A 22,136-nucleotide genomic window follows, 5' to 3' on the forward strand; every position below is an offset into this window, starting at 1 on the left:
TGAAAATAAATTTTATTACAGTCAACCAATTACAACATCCACACGTACTGTCTTTTCTACGCGTTTACCATTAGATATAGCAACGACTTTACACAGTGTGCTTCCTTCTACAGTTTTCGCAGCCACAGTAAGAATTCCTTTTTCATATGTGTAAGAGACAAGATCATTTTCCGCAAATTCAACTTCACGAATAATAGCTGTAGACATATTATCCGCATCTACAATCTTCTGATTCAAATCCACAGCTTTCGTTTCTCCCGGGATCAAACGAATCTGATTCACTAAGATTTCAGGTAAGTTGGCATCTTCAAAGAAAGGCATGGCCGGAAACCAATAATAATTTTCATCTCCTGCACCGGCATAACCGTCGGCACTACCATTATCACCTTTCACAACTATCACTTTATCAACATTACCATCAGCTTTAACAATATGTACCCAGTTAAAACTTCCGCTATTTCCCCAACCGCTTCTTTTTACTGTCAGTACTAAATTATCAGAGATAGGGTCTACCCGTACACCTGCGCCATAAAATGCCAATTGCTTATCTTCATCATCTTTGCCCAATACATAAAAACTTGTATTAGCAGTCCCACTGTCAATATCATACTTTATAACATTAGCTCCCTTCGTCCAATATAATACATTCTTCTGGGTACTTGCACAAAGACTTCCGGCATTCCATGAACCCCACGAAACAGAGATTGTCATATTGTCCGGATAAGCAATTTCTTCCTGCTCCAAAGTCTCCGGATTTATTTTAATCAGGTTGGCAGAAGTTGCAATCCATACATTACCGTCTTTACTACGAGCTAATGTACAAAAAGAACCATTCAGTGTTTGTTTGATTGTTCCCGTTTCAGGTTCTACAATATAGACTGAAGGCGCTGACAACACAAATACATACGAACCTGCATAGCACATCGACCCTATCTGTCCAGTGATTCCTTCAACAGGGTCGCCCAATGTAAGATTCTCAATGTCGAACTTACGGACACCGCCATTATAGCCAATATATCCCAGTTTGTCATTGATACCCAGAAATGAACGTCCATCTCCCCCCAAGTTAGTAAACACAGTCTTCTTTTTCAAAGTCTTAGCATCGGCAACCACCAAACGATTTCCCTGCTTAGAGACAAAATAAGCATTATCTCCCCATATAGTAGCAAACTGAGTAGTTGCTCCAAAAGTTTCATTTTCTCCATTTACTGCACGATAAGCGCGATAAACTATCGTACCGTCATTCTTAAAATAGTTAACAGTCCCATTGTCGTGTCCATACCAATCTTCATTTGCAACATAAAATCCATTTGAAGGCACTAAAGCGGAGGGAGTGTCATCCTCTAATATTTTACCTCCATTATTATCATTTTCATCAGAACATGAAACGAGACCGACACACAAGGCGACTACCAACCACACGAAATACTTTTTCATAAAATTCTCTTTTGATTATTTCAAGTTATAAAATCATTTATTTAACAAATGCAAATCTTCTACCCCACAGACTTCAGTGGATGTATCTCCAAACCACCCACAGGTCTGCCTGACACCTGTATATATTTTCACAAAATCAACTCCCGGCAAATCGACTTTATTTCCATCCGAATCTACCGCCCAATCAATATCAAATGTACTGCCTTCTTCTGTGTTCAAGACATTGTCGGCATATCCCCACTCATAGGCATAAAGCACCCAATAAGGATTCCCTTCACTATATTTTTCTCCTTCATTTACTCCATTATCAGGTAATAATGTTCCCTTAAAAGTCAGAGTTTCACTTTCAGTCCATTGTGGATAATAGAGTGCATCTGCATGATAACTGATTCGTTCTATATAACCACTCCCAGTGTAGTTATCTGTCCATCGGATATATTCTTTATCTGGTGTATTTTCGTCTGGTTTATAATAAGTTATCTCATACTTTTTTTTAGTGGTCGGTTTATAATATTCACTACCAGCCAACTCATACCACTCATCATCATCCGGTTTCCCATTCTTATTTTCATCGTAGGCCACCATTACTATCCCAGGTTCAGCACTTCCCCCTTTACCGGGAGGATTAGGATTGGGATTATCGTTTGCATAAAATGCATTACCCAATACACGGAAATCACGCTGACCGGATACATTCTCAATTGTATGGTCGAAACCGACAACAATATATCCCCCAAAGCTACCTAATGACACCATTCCCTTTTTATTATTTCCAATAGCATGGAGAGCTTTTTGATTCATTGCTTCCTGCGTATCTCCTTCTTTCCATACAGGAATTGAATTAGTAAACTGCCCCGGTGCCGGACAAAAATCCAATACTTTAGTCACATACGGAGAATATACATCCGGAGATTCATAATCCCTGTCATTACCGGAACAGGCAGTCAACGCCATTCCACCCATCATAGCCCATGAGAAGGCTACTAAAAGTTTCACATTCTTTCTTTTCATTTTATTCGTTTTAAACTCAATCTGATTCATTCAAATACAAAAAGATTACATGCTGATACAGCACGCAATATCATAGAAATAGCGACATAGCAATCTCTAACAGTTTTATACCTGATTTCTACTGGAAATAAATTGCATTTTTGGAACTTTACTCCCGGAAAGCCACAAAAATTCCATTTTGGCAGGTCTTCTGACTTACTCCATTCTCCTGACGCCCTTCCCGTCCCCCATTATAGAGACAGTGGATTGAGTATTGCAGGAAAACTGTAGCGGAGCTTACAGCAGCGGGTCTGTTCAAGATTTGCACCTGATTCCCTTTTCACCACTCCTTCCGTAGCATCGGAAGAGTGACACCAAAATTTCCGGGCACAAAGATATACAAAATAACATATGTATTAAATAAAACATAAACTAAATATTTGCTTTATCCATTATTTCGCTATATTCATCCCCTAATTGGCTTCAGATAGCCATCATATCAACCGTCTGAATTAAAAGGAAACCAAGTGAAAATTCCAGATAGTTCCGAAGCCGTGAAGTTCCATTCAACTTCTAGGTATTTAACTTTTGCCACTAACCGATTGCGATAGAAAAAGGTTGGGGAAGTACCAGGAAGTCAGAAGACCTGCCAACCATATCGTAATAACTGTTTTTACTCATCTGTGCCTAAAAATTCCCATTTCACCTTCCGTATCCTCTGCTATGGGCATACTCATTTCGATACGATACTGAATCTTTACAGAAATCGAATACATTTCCCCACTGGACATTTATTCTCAATCTTGCTATCCTCCCCACCATCTTTTCGCTATTTCTTCGATGAATAAAGGGTTTACGGATAAAGGACAACAACTTCACTTGTAAGCGATTTGTTTCAAAAAATGTTCCTTCTAATGAAACTATTCGTTTCTCGGTGTGGAACACTCCGTCTCAAGCAGTGAAACACTTCGTTTCACACCGAGAAACAAAGTGTTTCAAATGGTTATCCAGAATAACGACATCATATTCCCCTCGGGATGCCGAGAAGTTTATTAGCTTTTGCCGGCAGTGCGGGTGTTATAATACTTGTTGGGCATGCCCACCTTTCGCCTTTGACGTAGACCAATATCTTTCGCAACATGAACTGGCTCTAATTATCGGAACCAAAATCACTCCTTTATATCCGGATAAAATCACGGATAGCATTTCTTACGGCAACAGGCGGATGAAAACGGAACGTAAGCGGACGGATGATTTTTTATTGGAATCCAACTGACCAGGCAGAATTTACCAAATGGTAATTTTTATCTCCTTCCATACCTCTACCTTTGTACCCGCTTTAATAAAAAAAGATAGAAAGTTATGAAAGATAGTATAGATTTCGGCAGTATGGACATCTCCACGTTATTCCGTAAATTACTGATACCTACAGTCCTCGGAATGGTTTTCTCCGCTATATTCGTCATTACGGACGGGATATTTGTGGGAAAAGGGATTGGTAGTGACGCACTGGCAGCCGTCAATATCACAGCACCACTTTTTATGATTGCCGCCGGTGTCGGGTTGATGTTCGGAATCGGCGGCTCGGTAGTTGCTTCCATTCATTTATCGCAAGGCAAACGGAAGGCAGCAAGTATTAATATCACTCAGGCACTTGTTTTCTCCGCACTCATTATACTGATTATGTCGGCTTTGTGCTTCTACTTTGTGGAACCCTTGGGACGATTTCTCGGCAGTTCGGAAAAACTGCTGCCGCTTGTGATAAAATATATGTTATGGTATCTGCCTTTCCTTGTGTTTTACGAGTTATTGAGCACAGGTATGTTCTTTATCCGCCTGGACGGTTCGCCCAATTATGCCATGATGTGCAATGCCGTAGCAGCAATGCTCAATATCATATTAGACTATATTTTCATTTTCGAGTTTGGCTGGGGAATGATGGGAGCCGCCTTTGCCACCAGCTTGGGAACAGTAGTAGGGGGACTTATGACAGTGGTTTACCTTGCCCGGTTCTCCCGTACTATCAGTCTGTACCGCATCAAGTTAAGTCTAAAAAGTCTGATGCTGACATTGCGTAACGTCAGCTATATGATAAAGTTAGGAACTTCCGCTTTCATCAGCGAGGCATCTATCGCCTGTATGATGTTTCTGGGAAACTACGTTTTCATCCGTCATCTCGGAGAAGACGGAGTAGCCGCATTCAGCATTGCCTGCTACTTCTTCCCTATCATCTTCATGGTCTACAATGCCATTGCGCAATCCGCCCAACCGATTATCAGCTATAATTTCGGAGCCGGACAACCCGGACGTGTCAGGAAAGCTTTTCATCTTGCCCTCCGAACAGCTCTAATCTGCGGAATCAGCTTCCTCGTTATCACCGCTCTATGCCGCCAGGAAATTGTCGCATTATTCATCGACCGTAGCTATCCGGCATTTGATATCGCAGTGAACGGTATTCCTTATTTCAGCATCGGATTTATTTTCTTTGCAGCGAATATGATAGGAATCGGTTATTATCAAAGCATCGAACGGGGACAGAGGGCTACTATCATTACCCTTCTCCGAGGAATCGTCTTTATGCTAATCGGGTTCTTTGCTCTACCACCGCTTCTTGGCGTGAAGGGCATTTGGCTCGCCGTTCCGCTAGCCGAGTTACTGACAACACTTTATATTATCGGAATTTATCTAAAAGATCATTTCATTGTCCGCCAATGATGAGTATCTTTGCTGCATGGATGCATTCATTGAGAAACTTTGCGGCAAGTATAAAGTATAAGAAATCGATATACAGACTTTACTGGACTGTATGGAAGAAGTACATTTCAAAAAAAGGGAATTAATAGTCCGCGAAGGAACAAAGAACAACAACCTTTATTTCATAAGAACAGGAATCTGGCGGGCATATTACCATAAAGAAGGAGTAGATACTACTATCTGGTTTGCTTCAGACGGAGAAGCCGCTTTCTCCGTCTGGGGATATGTCGATAATGCCTATTCCCTGATAAATATTGAAGCGATGTGCGACAGCGTAGCTTATCGCATTTCCCGTACCGCTTTGAACCAGTTATTTTCTTCCTCTATCGGACTCGCCAATCTGGGACTTCGCCTCATGGATCATCAATTACTCTTACAGGAGAATTGGCTTATCAATTCCGGAAGCCCGCGAGCCAAAGAGCGCTACCTCACTCTTATCAAAGAGACTCCGGAATTACTGCAATATGTCCCACTGAAACATATCGCATCTTACTTGTGGATAACGCCACAATCGTTAAGCAGGATTCGGGCGGAAATAGCTTCTTCCGTCCAATAACCTTATGTTTTCCTATACCCTCAACATATCCTCCAACTCTTTTTTCTTGACCGGCTTTGTCACGAACGCATCGCATCCAGCCTTCATGGCCTCAACCCTGTCAGAATCGAAGGCATTAGCAGTCACCGCGATAATGGGAGTAGTCTTATCAAACGCCCGTATTTTCCGTGTGGCTTCAATGCCATTCATAACAGGCATTTTCATATCCATTAAAATGGCATCATAATGATGAGCAGCGGCTAATTCCACAGCCTCTTTCCCAGTAATGGCACGGGTTAGCTCTACATTTTTCAGAATGGCTTTTACCAACATAAAGTTGCTGTCGATGTCTTCGGCAACTAATATGGACTTCCGTCGAACCCCGTCTGCCTGTGGTACATCCGGCTTATTCATCAACAACCCTGAAATTTCGTCTGCGGGCTTTGCCTTCGTCTCTTCTTCAGTATCCGCTTCTTCAATCTCCGCTTCGCACGGAAACCAAGCCCAAAAGGTGCTGCCTTTTCCTTCGTCGCTATCCACACCGACCTTACCACCCTGCACATCGACAATTGCCTTACAGATAGCCAGTCCCAATCCCGTTCCTTGCGTAAAATCATCCAGTTTGGCGAAACGCTGGAACAATTTGCATTGCTTTTCTTTCGGAATGCCGCACCCTGTATCTTCCACAAATATCCTGACTCCTTCGTCGACATATTCGTATCCCATACGTATATATCCCTTTTGGGTATGCTTGATAGCATTGGTAATAAAGTTCGTTCCCACTTGTACCAAACGGTTCTTGTCCAGATTCACCCTGCAACTCTTATACGGATTATATCCGAGAAACTCGACTTCGGAGTTCGTGCATCGTTGCTTCAACGTTACATATGTCTCCTTGAATGTTTCCGACAAATCGAAAAGTTCCGGTTTCAATTCCATAAGCCCGGATTCTATCTTCGACAAATCCAGAATATCACCTATCAGCCTTAACAACAGGTCATTATTATTATTGATAATATTAATAAACTCTTGCCGAAGTTCCGGTTCTTCCGTCGTTTGAAGCAATCCCGAGAAGCCCACAATGGCGTTCAACGGAGTACGGATTTCGTGGCTCATATTCGCCAGGAAAGCAGATTTCAATTTGTCAGCCTGCCGTGCATCTTCCCTTTCCTGCTCCAGGAGCTTCTGATAGTTCATCTGTTCGGTGATATTCAGCCTGACGCCCAGATATTTTATCACCCTGCCGGTTGCATCCTTATCCATCGGCACGCCGCGCACTACACAATATTGCCAGTCCGAATCATATTTGGTCTTCATCTTCACAATGAAGCGGTATGTCTTTTCCTCTCCTTCAGCCATAATCCGTGTGGCCTCTTCCAGCAAGTCCCATTCGGTTCCGTCCTTTTGGAAATAGCTGTCATAAGTGTTTATCGAAATAGGGGCACCGTCTTTATAGTCGGCTACCGGGTCGTTATAAGAAGTAAATACCAGCGTCTTGCAATCAAATTCCCACATCGCCATACGGGCTGTCTGAATGGCAAAACGAAGTTTTTCGACGGTGTCATTCAACATTTTGTTGTTATGCACCTCTTTGGTAATATCTTTCTGAGTCCCCAGTATGGCGACGTCCTCCCCCTCTTCCCTCCGCACTATCATACGACTTTCATAATAATGGTAAGTGCCGTCTTCGTGCATATAACGGAATATCGCTTCCGCTGTATCTTTCTCTCCCCCCAAGAGAGTTTCAAACAGTCCCTTTTGTATAGCATGGTCGGCCGGATGAAGTATTTGCAGGTTTTCTTCCATACTAAGCCCTTTTCCGGCAAGCGCATTTCCACGCAGAGTCTTGATTTCCTGTGTTTCCGGCTGATATATCCAGGCGGCAATATCACCTGCCTCCATAGCCAAATCCAGTCTTGTCTCCTGTTCCCTCATCATCTTCTCATGCTTTCTGTTTTCAAGCAAGAGGGCATTAAGTTTCTCATTTTCTTCTTTGAGCAGTTTCTCACCTCTCTTCACCCTTTTCTTATAGACACTGACAAAAATAAAAAGCAACACAGCCGTCAGCAGAAGCGCGCCCAAAAGAGAGTAGAGCCACAACGGGATAGTGAATACCGGTTTCTCACCCAGCCATTTCATATATATCCGGTCATACACACCAGCCTTCTTTAACTTGAGAACCGCTGCGTCAATCTGTTCGAGTAACCGGTAATCAGTACTGGCAAAACAATATTCCCGAAGAGGCCAACCGGAATCGACAATAATCAAATTGGTCAATCCATCTTTATATATAAGGCCTTGTGCCATATTGCCGGGACAAACCGCTGCGTCTCCTTCGCCCTGCGACAATCGGTTCAAGCCTTCCATCATATTATCCACAACAATAAGTCCGGTTTCATAACCCATTTCTACCAACTTTCTGTGCGGTAAAGAATATCTCTGGACAATAATGCTTTTCTTCGACAGCTCCCTTGCACTCCGGACAGGAGCATTTTTCCGGCATACTATAATATAATCCACATAGCTATGGGCTTTACTTAGATAAAAACGTTTGTCCGGAGTTTCCAATTTCGCTACCCCTGTAATCAAGTCGACTTCCCCGTTTTCAAATTGCCGAAGAGCTTCCGTCCAGTCTTCCAACTGCAAATCATAAGGTAATCCCAGTTCTTTCATCACAGCTCTCGTCAAATCGATATTAAAGCCGTCAGGTTCGCCTTTGTCATTGATAAATTCATAGGGCGGAAAAGCTTCATCGCCACGGATTATTATCTTTCGGGGTTCTTCTGCCAAGGCTTGCATGGTGACATGCAGAAGAATCAGTAGTGTGATGTATATTCGTGTTTTCATGTAAAATGTAGATTTATATACTTCTTATATATTATACTTGTTTGTATCTGTTTGATGTCCACAATTCTCACAAAGTGAATTGTAGCCATTAAAAATACTTATTTTCTCATACAAAATCTCTCATTTTAACTGAATTAACATTCAAATTATGAGAATAGCCACTATTTTCATTCAAAAGGTCATTACTCGGAATAGTTAGAAAGGATTTTATCCAAACTTTCATCGACTACTCCCAGCATTTGGAGTTTGGACAACAACCGGTAGTATGAAGTTTTTCCGACGCCTTCTATCCCTAATATACTTTTCCATCCCCCTAGCGATACTACTTCAAACAACTCCTTTACTGTCCGTATCTCTTTATTATGCAAAACATTAGCCAATCGGGTATCAGCTACTTTCCGAATTGATAAATTAAGTATCTCTTCATCCTGTTCCAAGTTTACTTTCTTCCTGTCTTCGACCAATGACAGGAAACGGGCATCTATGGCACGTTTCCGATAGGTAGCCAACATGTTCTTCCTCAGTTTCAAGCCTTTAAGGTGAGAATTATAAATCTGCAATGCGCGGTCGTAGGTGATTCGATGTCGGCAGGCGACTTTCTCTATGGGTTCTCCTATAGAAATGGAATAGAAAATATCACGACCTTCGGGATGAATTATTAATTGAGCCAGTTCGCGGATAATGATTGCATACAAAGGTTTGCACGCTTTCTGAGTCCTTAGGACATAAAGCAAATCATCATATTTAGACAGGATAAAATCGCGCTCCAACTTCTTTTCTTCTATCATCTTAGAGAGATAATCCATTTCTAATCCTACCCTTTTGTGAGCTTCCAGATAAGCAGCCAGACTTTCATCATCCAGGAAAAGTTGTTCTCCGATTCGGGAACTTGTGATATATCCAAGATTCGCCCAGCTTTTAAGGGTCGATTCCTGAATGCCATGTCTCTCGGACATTTGTTTTGTTGTGAGCCAGTGTGACATAAAAAAACGGAACTAAGTTAGTAATTAACTTGTTCCGTACCTTTTTATTATAAAAAGAGTACGGAGCTATCTAATCCCGCTAGTAGGAGGTTGTAGCGAACACCCAGCACATACGGGCAGACAGCCCGTACCCTATGAGAAGTCATAGAAGCACAGGCGTCTTCCCGGCATGCACTAAAAAATTCGCTACAATTTCCTACTAGCCGAGGAAACGCGCAATCGCATACCATAAAACGGCATGCTACGTTCCAATGACAAAGATACAAATACTTTTTGGAAAATAACAAGAGAGAGTTATAAATGTTTAGGAAAGAAAACGAATGATGATTGCATAATTAAAACGTATTTATCTAAGAAGATAGGTTCCAATAAGGATTTTGTTTCGCATACAAAATAAAATACGCCTTATTTTGTTTCGTATACAAAACAAAATGAGTATATTTGTGTTCTACATATAAAATAAAAGACAGTTATGGATAAGGAACTTATCAAACTTATTATCGGTGAAAATCAGGAGTTTGTACAGAATATAAAATATATGCAACGTCCTTTCAAGTTCGAAGATAAAGGAAATTATGTATTTCTGGGTATTCGGCGTGCGGGGAAATCATACTTAATGTATCAACGCATACACGAGCTCCTGGCAGCAGGACATCAAATAGAAGAATTCCTTTACATCAATTTTGAGGATGAACGTTTTACAGGCTTAAAGTCCGGAGAACTGGATGACATAAAGAGAGCCTATGAAGAAACGTTCCCTTACCAACCTATTTTCTTTCTTGACGAAATACAGATTGTGCCGGGTTGGGAAAAGTTTGTTCGCCGGCTTGCCGACAAAGGATACCATGTCTATGTAACGGGAAGCAATGCACAAATGTTGAGCAACGAAATAGCGACAACACTTGGCGGACGCTTTCTAATTCAGCAAGTCTATCCATTCTCCTTCGAGGAGTTCCTGTCAATGCATGAAATATATTTAAAACCAAACTGGCTTTATTCCCCGTCAGCCCGAAACGAAGTCATACGTACTTTCGATACTTACTTTTATAATGGCGGATTTCCGGAATTAAGGATGTTCGAAGACAAGCGTTCGTGGTTAAGCGGGTTATATCAAAAGATATTTTTCGGCGATTTAGTAGCCCGGTATGCATTGCGCAATACAGATTCTATGCGTTTATTGATAAAGAAACTGGCAGAAAGTGTGATGCAGCCTTCATCCTACAACCGATTAAAGAACATCGTTTCTTCTGCCGGAGAAAGCATAGGAGTGAAAACGATTATTGATTATGTAGGTTACCTGAAACAGACGTGGCTGATATTCAGTATCGAAAACTATGCCGCCAGATTTGCAGAGCGCGAAACAAACCAAAAGTACTATTTTATTGATAATGGAATTCTGAACCTATTCATTTTCAAGCCGGAAACCCTGTTATTAGAAAACCTTATAGCTGTTACCCTACATCGGTCATTTGGAGAAGGAGTCTATTTCTATCATCAGAATATAGAAGTTGATTTTTATTTGCCCGAAAAGGATTGGCTCATTCAAGCATCCTACAATATCACAGATAGCCAAACAATGGAACGTGAAGTGAATGCCTTAGTTAAAGCTGCTAATTTTTTAAAAGCACAGAAACTACAAGTTGTCACCCGCAATGATGAGCGGGTTATCCAAAGGAATGAACTGACAATAGAAGTAGTGCCTATATGGAAGTGGCTGACAGAGATACAATTGTGACACTCCGTTATTAAAGCACCTCTCCCCTACATAAACTACCTTATGTTCAATCTAAGTTGCATTATTCTTCCGAGTTCATTCGATTATTCCGGCGTTTTTGTGTAAGTTTGCCACCCGTAAACAGAATATGAAAACAACAGCAAACTATAAAAGCATCGAGAATCATGGACCCAAAAATTGACTTTAACGACATCCCTAAGAATTATTTATACTGCACCCACAGCAAATGTCCGCGCCGCAATAAATGCCTACGCCATCAAGCTACGCTCTGCATACCGCAAAACGTTACTGATTTCCGAACAGTCAACCCAAACCACATAGCAGGAAATGAGAACAACTGCAACTTTTTCAAGCCCTACTGCACTTCACGCTTTGCTTGCGGAATGGACCATATATTGGACAACATTCCATATACTACAGCCGTGACCATCCGCAAAGAATTATATTCCTTAATGGGACGCAGCATGTTTTACCGTATCCGTAACAAAGAACGGATGCTGCATCCTGACGAACAAGAACAGATTGCCGCCGTCTTTCTAAAACATGGCATCGAAACCAAACCTGAATTCGACAAATACATAAATTTATTCGACTGGTAAAGCCCTTATCATAAACGCTAAGAAAATGCCGTTTCAGGGCATTCTAGCAGGGGGAAATACTCATGCCTATGAGAAAAAATACTCATAGGCATGAGAATATATTCTCATAGGTATGAGTATTTTTTCTCATAAGCATGAGTATCGTTGAGAAAAACTTGCTCTATAAACAAAATTGTTGTACTCTCGAAAAGTATTGCAGCAAACCAGTCGTCAGACAGGCTTCTTCCGGAATTGCCGGAACTGCCACCAAAGCATTGTTCCCGCTACCAGACTGGCTGTCAGATCGGAAATCGGCATGCTTATCCACACTCCTAATTGTCCATAATAACGAGGAAGAATCAGCAGGCAGGGAATCAGGATAAGAACCTGACGGGATATCGAAAGGAAGATTGCCTTGCTTGCCATACCGATGCTCTGGAAGAAATTGGAAGTCACCATCTGAAAACCGACAATGGGGAAGAACATTACGACGATACGCAGTCCTTTAGCGGAGATTTCCACCAGTTCTTCGTGGGTCGTAAAGATAGAAACCGCCAGTTTGGGAATCAACATTCCCATCAGAAACCCGACTGTGGTTACGATAGTAGCGGCATAAATCGTTATTTTCAAAACTTTTGTCACACGCGGATATTGCTTGGCTCCATAGTTGTAACCGGCAATCGGCTGCATGCCTTGGTTCAGTCCCATTACAATCATGACAAAGAGAAATACCAGCCGGTTGACGATACCGAACGCTCCGATAGCCAAGTCTCCGCCGTGATGCTGCAAACCTTGATTTATCAGAATGACGATAAAGCAGGCTGCCAGATTCATGAGGAAAGGCGCCATACCGATAGCCAATGAATCGACTACGATTTTCTTCTTCAACCGGAAAATTCCCTTATGGAAGTGCAACAGTTCTTCTTTGTTAGAGAATAGCTTGAACTGCCATGCCAGTGCGATGACCTGTGCCGTAATGGTAGCGATAGCCGCCCCCTGTATTCCCCAGCCGAAGCCATAGATAAAAACAGGGTCGAGTATCGTGTTAATCACCACCGTAGCAATCGTGGCATACATCGCCTTCTGCGGATGCCCCGCCGAACGAAGTACGGCATTCAGACCTAAATAAAGGTGGGTGACGACGTTACCCAATAAGATAACGACCATATAATCGCGGGCATACCCTACCGTGGCATCACTACCGCCGAAGAAATAAAGAATAGGGTCGAGAAATATCAATGTGACGACCGTAAAGGCAAGTCCGATGATAATATTCAGTACCAGCACATTGCCGAGTACCCGCTGTGCCGTATCATAATCTTTTTGTCCCAACTTCACCGAAACCAGTGTAGCCGCTCCCACACCGACCAGCGAGCCGAAAGCGGCGGCGAGATTCATCAGCGGAAAGGTCAGCGCCAATCCGGAGATAGCCATTGCCCCTACCCCGTGACCGATGAAAATACTATCTACCATATTATAAAGAGAAGACGCCGTCATGGCGATAATTGCCGGAATGGCATACTGCATTAAAAGCTTTCCAATCTTTTCCGTTCCCAACGCAGTGGGTGTCTTTTGTCCTGTCATACCTATTAGTTTGAGGGCGCAAAGATACAAAAAAGAGACAGATTACGGGATATATGAGAAAAGTTTCGTATTTTTGCCCACAAAATTGAGTTAATACGTAACGAAATGAATATACTAGAACTAAGTGAACAGGAAATCATTCGACGCAACAGCCTGAATGAGCTTCGTGCAATGGGTATCGACCCATACCCTGCAGCAGAGTATGTAACCAATGCTTTCTCTACAGACATTAAAGCTGAATTCAAAGACGAGGACGAGCCGCGCCAGGTTTCCGTAGCCGGACGTATCATGAGCCGCCGCGTAATGGGTAAAGCTTCTTTTATCGAATTACAGGACTCCAAAGGTCGCATCCAGGTGTACATCACCCGTGACGACATCTGTCCGGGAGAAGACAAGGAACTGTACAACGCTGTATTCAAACGCCTGCTCGACTTAGGTGATTTTGTAGGTATCGAAGGCTTCGTGTTCCGCACGCAGATGGGTGAAATCAGCATCCATGCAAAGAAGCTGACTGTACTCGCCAAGTCTCTCAAACCGCTGCCTATCGTAAAATATAAGGACGGCGTAGCTTACGACTCTTTTGAAGACCCCGAACTCCGTTATCGCCAACGTTATGTTGACCTGGTGGTAAACGACGGCGTAAAAGAAACATTCCTGAAGCGCGCCACCGTAGTGAAAACAATGCGCAGCGTTCTCGATGAAGCCGGATACACAGAAGTGGAAACTCCTATCCTTCAATCTATTGCCGGCGGAGCAAGCGCACGCCCGTTCATCACGCACCATAACTCACTGGATATTGACCTTTATCTGCGTATCGCAACAGAGCTTTATCTGAAGAGACTGATTGTAGGTGGTTTTGAAGGTGTATATGAAATAGGTAAGAACTTCCGTAACGAAGGTATGGACAAAACCCATAATCCGGAATTTACCTGTATGGAACTTTATGTTCAGTACAAGGATTACAACTGGATGATGAACTTCACCGAACAGTTGTTGGAACGCATCTGTATGGCTGTGAACGGCTGTACGGAAAGCGTTGTTGACGGAAAGACTATCAGTTTCAAGGCTCCTTACCGCCGTCTGCCTATCCTCGATGCTATCAAGGAAAAGACAGGATACGACCTGAACGGCAAGAGCGAAGAAGAAATCCGCCAGGTGTGCAAGGAACTGAAGATGGAAGAAATCGACGACACGATGGGTAAAGGCAAGCTGATTGATGAAATCTTCGGAGAGTTCTGCGAAGGTACTTATATACAGCCGACTTTCATCACCGATTATCCGGTGGAAATGTCTCCGCTGACCAAGATGCACCGTTCCAAGCCGGGACTGACTGAACGTTTTGAATTGATGGTGAACGGTAAGGAGTTGGCGAACGCCTACTCGGAATTGAACGACCCGCTCGACCAGGAAGAACGTTTCAAGGAACAGATGCGTCTGGCTGACAAGGGAGACGACGAAGCAATGATTATCGACCAGGACTTCCTGCGTTCTTTACAATATGGCATGCCTCCTACATCGGGTATCGGTATCGGTATCGACCGTCTGGTTATGTTAATGACAGGTCAGACTACTATTCAGGAAGTGTTATTCTTCCCGCAAATGCGCCCGGAAAAGGTAGTGAAGAAAGACGCAGCCGCCAAATACATGGAACTGGGTATAGCTGAAGACTGGGTGCCTGTTATTCAGAAAGCCGGCTACAACACCGTAGAAGACATGAAAGATGTCAATGCGCAGAAGCTACACCAGGACATCTGCGGCATCAACAAGAAATACAAATTAGAGCTGACCAGTCCGTCGGTAAACGATGTAACTGAATGGATACAGAAAATTAAATAAGTTCTTCATCCAAAACCATACAAATGAAATTACCCGGTAAGATAGCGATAATGGGCGGTGGAAGTTGGGCCACAGCTATTGCGAAGATGTGTCTGGCTCAAGAAGACTCTATCAATTGGTATATGCGACGCGACGACCGCATCGCCGATTTCAAGAGATTGGGGCACAATCCGGCTTATCTGACAGGAGTGAAATTCGATACCAAGCGTATCTCTTTCAGTTCCAACATCAATGATGTTGTGAAAGAATCGGATACGCTGATTTTCGTCACTCCTTCCCCTTATCTGAAGGCTCACTTGAAAAAGCTGAAAACGAAGATAAAGGATAAGTTCATCATCACCGCTATCAAAGGAATCGTACCCGACGATAATATTATTGTATCAGAATACTTCACCAGGGAATATGGCGTACCACCCGAAAACATAGCTGTACTGGCAGGGCCCTGCCACGCGGAAGAAGTTGCCTTGGAACGCCTTTCTTATCTGACCATTGCCTGCCCGGACAAAGACAAAGCACGTATCTTCGCGCGCCGTCTGGGAAGCAGTTTTATCAAGACCTCTGTTAGTGACGACGTATCGGGTATCGAATATAGTTCGGTACTCAAAAACGTGTATGCCATCGCCGCCGGCATTTGCAGCGGACTGAAATATGGCGATAACTTCCAGGCTGTACTGATTTCCAATGCTATCCAGGAGATGAACCGTTTCCTGAATACGGTGCACCCGCTGAACAGAAACGTAGATGAATCTGTTTATCTCGGTGACTTGCTGGTGACGGGATACTCCAACTTCAGCCGTAACCGGACATTCGGCACGATGATAGGGAAAGGATATTCCGTAAAGAGTGCGCAGATTGAAATGGAGATGATTGCCGAAGGTTACTATGGTACGAAGTGTATCAAGGAAATCAACAAGCATCATCATGTCAATATGCCGATACTGGACGCTGTGTACAACATCCTGTATGAACGTATCTCACCTATGATTGAGATTAAATTACTAACTGATTCTTTTAGATAACCTTTAAACAAGAAAGATATGATTAGCTTGAACATTGAAAAAACATTTGGATTCATCTCCAAAGAAAAGGTTTTTGCCTACGAAGCTGAAGTAAAAGCCGCACAGGAAATGCTTGAAAAAGGAACGGGCAAAGGAAATGACTTCTTAGGATGGTTACACCTGCCTTCTTCCATCACCAAAGAACATCTGGCTGATTTGAACGCTACCGCAAAAGTATTGAGAGATAATTGCGAAGTGGTAATCGTTGCCGGTATCGGTGGCAGCTACTTGGGTGCACGTGCTGTTATCGAGGCTTTGTCCAACAGCTTCACTTGGTTGCAGGAAAAGAAAACGGCTCCTGTCATGATTTATGCCGGACACAATATCAGCGAAGATTATCTGTATGAGCTCACTGAATATCTGAAAGATAAGAAATTCGGTGTTATCAATATCTCTAAATCGGGAACTACTACCGAAACTGCGCTTGCTTTCCGTTTGCTGAAGAAGCAATGTGAAGACCAACGCGGCAAAGAAACTGCAAAACAAGTAATCGTTGCCGTAACAGACGCCAAGAAAGGTGCTGCACGTGTTACTGCCGACAAGGAAGGTTACAAAACATTCATCATCCCTGATAATGTAGGCGGACGTTTCTCTGTACTGACTCCGGTTGGTTTGCTGCCGATTGCTGTTGCCGGATTCGACATTGATAAATTGGTGGCCGGTGCTGCCGACATGGAGAAAGCATGTGGCGCAGACGTTCCGTTTGCCGAAAACCCTGCTGCTATCTACGCTGCTACCCGTAACGAACTGTACAGAAACGGAAAGAAAATCGAAATCCTCGTCAACTTCTGCCCGAAACTGCATTATGTAAGCGAATGGTGGAAACAGCTTTACGGTGAATCTGAAGGTAAGGACAATAAGGGTATTTTCCCTGCATCAGTAGACTTCTCTACCGACCTTCACTCTATGGGCCAATGGATTCAGGAAGGCGAACGTTCTATCTTCGAAACTGTCATCTCACTGGATAAGGTAGACCATAAACTGGAAGTTCCTTCTGACGAAGCCAACCTCGACGGTCTGAATTTCCTTGCCGGCAAGCGTGTGGACGAAGTGAACAAGATGGCTGAACTCGGTACTCAGCTAGCTCACGTAGACGGTGGCGTACCTAATATGCGTATCGTTCTTCCTTCATTGAGCGAGTACAATATCGGTGGTTTGCTGTATTTCTTCGAAAAGGCTTGCGGTATCAGCGGTTATCTGCTGGGCGTGAATCCGTTCAACCAACCGGGCGTAGAAGCATACAAGAAGAATATGTTTGCTTTGCTTGACAAACCGGGTTACGAAGAAGAGTCTAAAGCGATTCGTGCTAAACTGTAATAAAATAAAGTCTATATATAAAAAAAGAAGCGATTTTCTGTAAATCGCTTCTTTTTTTATATTCTATACTCAAGTCGTTTTATACTTTTTCGTTACCTTTATTCTTCTTTTTCATCATCGACTTTTGTTTTTAAGCCGATTTCCTCTTGCGCACCTTCACATTCAGCTTTAGAGGAAAGATAGAATTCCAGTCTTACATCACCGTTCTTATCCACATGTGCAATGCTAGCCCGCACCATGATTCTGGTCTGCGTCACACCATCTTTAAAACGAAGTTGACCATTCTCTTCATCCGTCAGATTTCCTTCGGTAGACACTTCGGTCTTCTGATAGACGAGTTTGGTAGACAATGTCTCATCATTATCTTTCTGAAGTTTGAAAGTTTTCAATTCAGAGCCGTTTCCATCCAAAAGTAAAAGAGCCTTTACCTCGTCTCCCACTTTCAGAGCCGGCAGCTCATCCATCTTATTGGCATAGTCTTCTTCTTTTGCACTATCACTATTCGATTCAGCCTTCACGTATAGCTTCTCGATTTTAATCACAGGACTTTCCCCACTATTGGAACAAGCGCCTAAAAACAATGGTAGCAACAATAATACTCTCTTTTTCATGCTATCGTCGAGTTTATAACGCTACAAAAATACACATAATCTTCTAAACAGCAAATATTTGTGTAGTTAATCACATAACAGCCTTGTTTACAACTATCTTGCCATTCTACTTCATCTCTCATTTTTTATCGTTATCTTTGCCTCGTATATGGGGATGATTTAAAACGACTCAACTTAAAAAAATAATAGAATGGAACGGAATTTATTAAAGAAATCCTACGGATTCGTGTTGCTATGTAGCTTGTTATTATTGACGTTGTCAATCAGTAGTTGCCAGGAAAGCAAACTCAAAGCAGTAGTTGCTATTGCAAACAAACAATGCCCAATGGATATGGGAGAAGTCGGCACCATTACCAGCATCATCTATGACGGGAGCAATGTGGTGTACACGCTCAACATGAACGAGAGCATTACCGATATAGCCATCTTGAAGGACAATCCCGAAAGCATGAAAGAGTCCATAAAGATTATGTTCCGGAATCCGGCGAAGGATGTCAAAGAGATGCTTAAACTGGTAGCCGAATGTAACGCAGGACTCCAAATGAAGTTTGTAGGGAAAGACTCCGGCGCAGAGGCAGTTTGCGAACTCACTTCCGAGGAAGTGAAAGAAGTTCTCAAGGCAGAATCCGACCCGTCACAAAGCGAACGTGCCAAACTTGAGGCGCAACTGAAAATGGCAAATCTGCAATTCCCGATGCAAGCCAGCGAAGAAATCGTTATAGAAAAAATTGAACTCAGTGACGAATCAGTTGTTTATATCTGCAAAGTAGATGAAGACGCATGCCCCATCAGCCAGATTGAAGCAAATGCGGGAGAGGTGAAAAAGGGAATTGTTGCCAACTTGGCAGCACAGTCCGACCCGGCAACTCAGGTATTCTTGAAAACCTGCATCAATAATGATAAAAGCGTAGCTTACAGATATATCGGAACGAAATCGGGCAATCACTATGATGTAGTCATCACCCTGCCCGAACTGAAGAAAATGATAATAAAAAAATAAGTATTACGAAAAAAGATTCTACGACGTACTAAGTATGAAAAAGAAACTGAAAGCCGTCCTGTTCGACATGGATGGCGTACTTTTCAACTCTATGCCCTACCATTCCGAAGCCTGGCATAAAGTAATGAAATCTCACGGGCTCACTCTCAGCCGCGAAGAAGCGTATATGCACGAAGGACGGACGGGAGCTGCTACTATCAACATCGTGTTCCAACGTGAACTGGGCAGGGAAGCTACCCAGAAAGAAATAGAAAGTATCTATCAGGAGAAAAGTGTCCTGTTCAATTCGTATGCGGAAGCGGAACGTATGCCCGGTGCATGGGAGTTATTACAAAAAATAAAGAGTGAAGGACTGGTTCCTATGGTAGTGACCGGTTCGGGACAGTTATCGCTGCTCGAGCGATTGGAGCACAACTTTCCGGGAATGTTCAAAAAGGAGTTGATGGTTACGGCTTTCGATGTGAAATACGGAAAGCCACATCCTGAACCTTATCTGATGGCGCTAAAAAAAGGCGGATTGAAAGCGGATGAAGCCGTTGTCATAGAAAACGCTCCGTTAGGAGTGGAAGCCGGACATAAGGCGGGTATCTTCACTATTGCCGTCAACACGGGGCCACTGAACGGACAGGTATTGCTGGATGCGGGAGCTGATTTATTGTTCCCTTCCATGCAAGCGCTTTGCGAAGCCTGGGATAGAACTTTTCAAGAAAGATTTTGACCCGATAATCATTTATAGTCAAAATTGGAAATAAAGTAGTAATTTTCGAACATTATATTCCAATAAAAGCGAACATATTTGCAAGCAATTAAAACGTTTAGCAATTATGAAATCGCTTAGAAAAGCTACTTTATTCATTACAGTGTGCCTTTTACTACTTTTCTCTTGTTCACCTTATCCTAAAGAAGTAGAAAAGGCACTTGCACTTTCCGGTAACAATAAACAAGAACTAATCAAAGTTCTGGAGCATTATAAAGATAGCGACAACATCAAATTCGAAGCCGCCTGTTTTTTAATAGGTAATATGCCTTACCATAAGAGTAGAGTCAATTATACTCTTTCAGACAGATATTTCAGTTATTTCAAAAAAACAGATTCCATCTGCATTGCCAATCCATCTGTTATACCAAACGATTCTATAAAGCAAGTTCTAAGTAAACAATTCCATCTGATTGTACCATTGACAGAAAAGGCAAATTCAATACCCGACAACCAAATTATTGCCGCTAATTTTTTAATAGAAAACATTGAACAGGCATTTTATGAATGGAGACATTCTCCTTTACTCAAATCTATTTCTTTCGAAGAATTTAAAGAATACATATTACCTTACCGGGTAGCAGACGAAGCGATAGTAGACAATAAAAGAATATTAAAGTCGATTATTTATTCACAACTGTCATCAAAAGGAATGGATGATATTCGAACTGTCATTGATAATTTTAAAAAATATGTCCGTTTACAAAAAGATCTCAATAAGTACATCACTACCAAACATCATATAGGGCCTTTCGACTTATTTATGCCATCATTTAAAATGGATTGCAAAAATCTAAGCATCAGAACCTGTCATTTTTTCCGTGCATGCGGGATTCCTGTTGCTTGCGAATTTACTCCACAATGGCCGGATAAAGACAGCAAACATTACTGGTGTGTTTCTCCTGATTCAAATGGCATACTACAACCTTATACACCGCCCTACAATAACTTAAGAGAAGATTGGCCAATGGACCTGAAATACGCCGGGAAAGTATATCAAAAAACATTTGCCGCAATGAAAGACACTCCTTATTTCTTGAGAAATAAAGATGAAATTATTCCCGTTCCGTTTGATGTCCCCACTATAAAGGATGTTACTGACAGATATCATTCATGTACAGAACTAGCTTTATCTATAAATACACCTACCAATAATAACATAGCATATTTGGCATTTTTCAATACGTCAGGTGAGTTTATTCCAGTGGGCTGGGGGAAAATAAATAAAAGAAAAGGGGTAGCTGTATTCCAGAAAGTACCTATTAATATTCTATTTTTCCCTTGTTATATAGAAGATGACGGAAACATCACCCCATTCCATAATCCTGTTATACTTCAACAAGACTCCATATCTAAAGTAATAGTCTGTAACGAAACGAAATGCGATACTTCTCAAAAACTATCTATGCATCTGCTTCGTAAATACCCTTGTAAAAGACATCTACGCAGTTATAGAGAAAACTTCATTAACACCTGCTTATTAGGGAGCGACAACTGGAATGGTCCTTATGACACTTTACTAATAATTAAAAGTGTGCCTGAACCATATCTACAAGAGTATCGTTTCGAGAATCATAAAAAATACCGATTTTACAGGCTACAAGGCAATGGACGCCCCTTGGACATAGCAGAGCTTGAATTCCTAAATGAAGACGCAAACATGCATACATCAAGTTTACCCACATCATTACCAATATTTACCATCGAAGAAAAAAACAAGAAGAATAACCATAAATTCAAAAAAATAGAAGGTACTCCCAAAGAAAACGGTTCACAATATATGAATCTGTTTGATGGAAAGCCCGACACTTACGCAAGATGGGGATTTTTTGGAATGGAATTCAAGCCTTCTGTACAGCTATCAAGTATTAGATTGCTGCCCAGAAATTCAATGAACACTATCGAGCCAGATAATCATTATCAATTATTATACTACAATAACCACCAATGGATGGAATTTAAGAATATCTGCCCGGAATATCATTTCCTGGTTATTGATTCGATCCCTTCAAACACCATATACTGGTTAAGAAACCTAGACAAAGGAAAAGAAGAACTTCCTTTCTTTTATAAAGACGGCAAACAAATATTCATCAACGAATACATGTAAAAAG

Annotated in this window: 17 protein-coding genes and 1 riboswitch; of the genes, 11 read left to right on the plus strand and 6 right to left on the minus strand. The window is 42.1% G+C overall.

The window, feature by feature from the left end; all coding sequences use genetic code 11:
• Window positions 1-21 precede the first annotated feature (21 nt).
• Together BacF7301_RS25565 and BacF7301_RS25570 are read right to left on the minus strand one after the other, a co-directional pair.
• Entirely contained in the window at window positions 22-1,437 is a 1,416-nt protein-coding gene (locus BacF7301_RS25565; protein ID WP_167967012.1) for a DUF5074 domain-containing protein, read from the minus strand.
• 33 nt (window positions 1,438-1,470) lie between these two features.
• Window positions 1,471-2,391 carry a PKD domain-containing protein gene (locus BacF7301_RS25570; protein WP_245208502.1) on the minus strand — a complete coding sequence of 307 codons (921 nt, stop codon included), beginning with the start codon at window positions 2,389-2,391 and terminating at the stop codon, window positions 1,471-1,473.
• Window positions 2,392-2,611: 220 nt separating this feature from the next.
• Window positions 2,612-2,821: riboswitch (cobalamin riboswitch) on the minus strand.
• 564 nt (window positions 2,822-3,385) lie between these two features.
• Between BacF7301_RS25570 and BacF7301_RS25575 the strand changes: the two genes are divergently transcribed.
• The 3 genes from BacF7301_RS25575 to BacF7301_RS25585 all read left to right on the plus strand — a co-directional run bounded on the left by BacF7301_RS25575 (window position 3,386) and on the right by BacF7301_RS25585 (window position 5,737).
• A complete protein-coding gene (locus BacF7301_RS25575) occupies window positions 3,386-3,703 on the plus strand; it encodes a DUF2284 domain-containing protein (protein ID WP_209319483.1) in 318 nt (105 codons plus the stop codon).
• Window positions 3,704-3,789: 86 nt separating this feature from the next.
• Window positions 3,790-5,142, plus strand: coding sequence for an MATE family efflux transporter (locus BacF7301_RS25580; protein ID WP_167967014.1), 1,353 nt, complete (start codon window positions 3,790-3,792; stop codon window positions 5,140-5,142).
• Between the two features lie 64 nt (window positions 5,143-5,206).
• A complete protein-coding gene (locus BacF7301_RS25585; protein WP_245208504.1) occupies window positions 5,207-5,737 on the plus strand; it encodes a Crp/Fnr family transcriptional regulator in 531 nt (176 codons plus the stop codon).
• Window positions 5,738-5,749: 12 nt separating this feature from the next.
• On the opposite strand, the gene BacF7301_RS25590 is transcribed toward BacF7301_RS25585, so the two are convergent.
• On the minus strand, window positions 5,750-8,563 hold the full coding sequence (locus tag BacF7301_RS25590) for an ATP-binding protein (RefSeq protein ID WP_167967016.1): 2,814 nt from the start codon (window positions 8,561-8,563) through the stop codon (window positions 5,750-5,752).
• Window positions 8,564-8,745: 182 nt separating this feature from the next.
• Entirely contained in the window at window positions 8,746-9,519 is a 774-nt protein-coding gene (locus BacF7301_RS25595; protein WP_167967017.1) for a hypothetical protein, read from the minus strand.
• Between the two features lie 499 nt (window positions 9,520-10,018).
• On the opposite strand from BacF7301_RS25595, the gene BacF7301_RS25600 reads away from it, so the two are divergent.
• Both BacF7301_RS25600 and BacF7301_RS25605 read left to right on the plus strand, forming a co-directional pair.
• Window positions 10,019-11,281, plus strand: a complete 1,263-nt coding sequence (locus BacF7301_RS25600; protein ID WP_167967018.1) for an ATP-binding protein — start codon at window positions 10,019-10,021, stop codon at window positions 11,279-11,281.
• Between the two features lie 164 nt (window positions 11,282-11,445).
• Window positions 11,446-11,880, plus strand: coding sequence for a DUF6078 family protein (locus BacF7301_RS25605; RefSeq protein ID WP_167967019.1), 435 nt, complete (start codon window positions 11,446-11,448; stop codon window positions 11,878-11,880).
• A gap of 210 nt (window positions 11,881-12,090) precedes the next feature.
• Here the strand turns inward: BacF7301_RS25605 and BacF7301_RS25610 are convergent, their stop codons facing one another.
• Entirely contained in the window at window positions 12,091-13,443 is a 1,353-nt protein-coding gene (locus BacF7301_RS25610) for an MATE family efflux transporter (protein ID WP_501986046.1), read from the minus strand.
• A gap of 105 nt (window positions 13,444-13,548) precedes the next feature.
• Here BacF7301_RS25610 and lysS point away from each other — a divergent pair, with 105 nt between their 5' ends.
• From lysS to BacF7301_RS25625, 3 genes are read left to right on the plus strand one after another with little or no spacing between them, the layout of a single operon-like run.
• A complete protein-coding gene (gene lysS / locus BacF7301_RS25615) occupies window positions 13,549-15,279 on the plus strand; it encodes a lysine--tRNA ligase (RefSeq protein WP_167967021.1) in 1,731 nt (576 codons plus the stop codon).
• Window positions 15,280-15,302: 23 nt separating this feature from the next.
• Entirely contained in the window at window positions 15,303-16,298 is a 996-nt protein-coding gene (locus BacF7301_RS25620) for an NAD(P)H-dependent glycerol-3-phosphate dehydrogenase (protein ID WP_167967022.1), read from the plus strand.
• 18 nt (window positions 16,299-16,316) lie between these two features.
• The gene (locus tag BacF7301_RS25625) at window positions 16,317-17,654 is read left to right on the plus strand and encodes a glucose-6-phosphate isomerase (RefSeq protein ID WP_167967023.1); all 1,338 of its coding nucleotides are present in this window, start codon (window positions 16,317-16,319) and stop codon (window positions 17,652-17,654) included.
• Between the two features lie 98 nt (window positions 17,655-17,752).
• On the opposite strand, the gene BacF7301_RS25630 is transcribed toward BacF7301_RS25625, so the two are convergent.
• Window positions 17,753-18,265: a DUF5035 domain-containing protein gene (locus BacF7301_RS25630; RefSeq protein WP_167967024.1), complete on the minus strand. Its 513-nt coding sequence runs from the start codon at window positions 18,263-18,265 to the stop codon at window positions 17,753-17,755.
• Window positions 18,266-18,455: 190 nt separating this feature from the next.
• Here BacF7301_RS25630 and BacF7301_RS25635 point away from each other — a divergent pair, with 190 nt between their 5' ends.
• The 3 genes from BacF7301_RS25635 to BacF7301_RS25645 all read left to right on the plus strand — a co-directional run bounded on the left by BacF7301_RS25635 (window position 18,456) and on the right by BacF7301_RS25645 (window position 22,132).
• Window positions 18,456-19,265, plus strand: a complete 810-nt coding sequence (locus BacF7301_RS25635) for a hypothetical protein (RefSeq protein ID WP_167967025.1) — start codon at window positions 18,456-18,458, stop codon at window positions 19,263-19,265.
• A gap of 34 nt (window positions 19,266-19,299) precedes the next feature.
• The gene (locus BacF7301_RS25640) at window positions 19,300-19,983 is read left to right on the plus strand and encodes an inorganic diphosphatase (protein ID WP_167967026.1); all 684 of its coding nucleotides are present in this window, start codon (window positions 19,300-19,302) and stop codon (window positions 19,981-19,983) included.
• Between the two features lie 106 nt (window positions 19,984-20,089).
• The gene (locus BacF7301_RS25645) at window positions 20,090-22,132 is read left to right on the plus strand and encodes a hypothetical protein (RefSeq protein ID WP_167967027.1); all 2,043 of its coding nucleotides are present in this window, start codon (window positions 20,090-20,092) and stop codon (window positions 22,130-22,132) included.
• Window positions 22,133-22,136: the final 4 nt, after the last annotated feature.

Source organism: Bacteroides faecium (assembly GCF_012113595.1).
In the GTDB taxonomy this organism is placed as follows: Bacteria; Bacteroidota; Bacteroidia; order Bacteroidales; family Bacteroidaceae; genus Bacteroides; species Bacteroides faecium.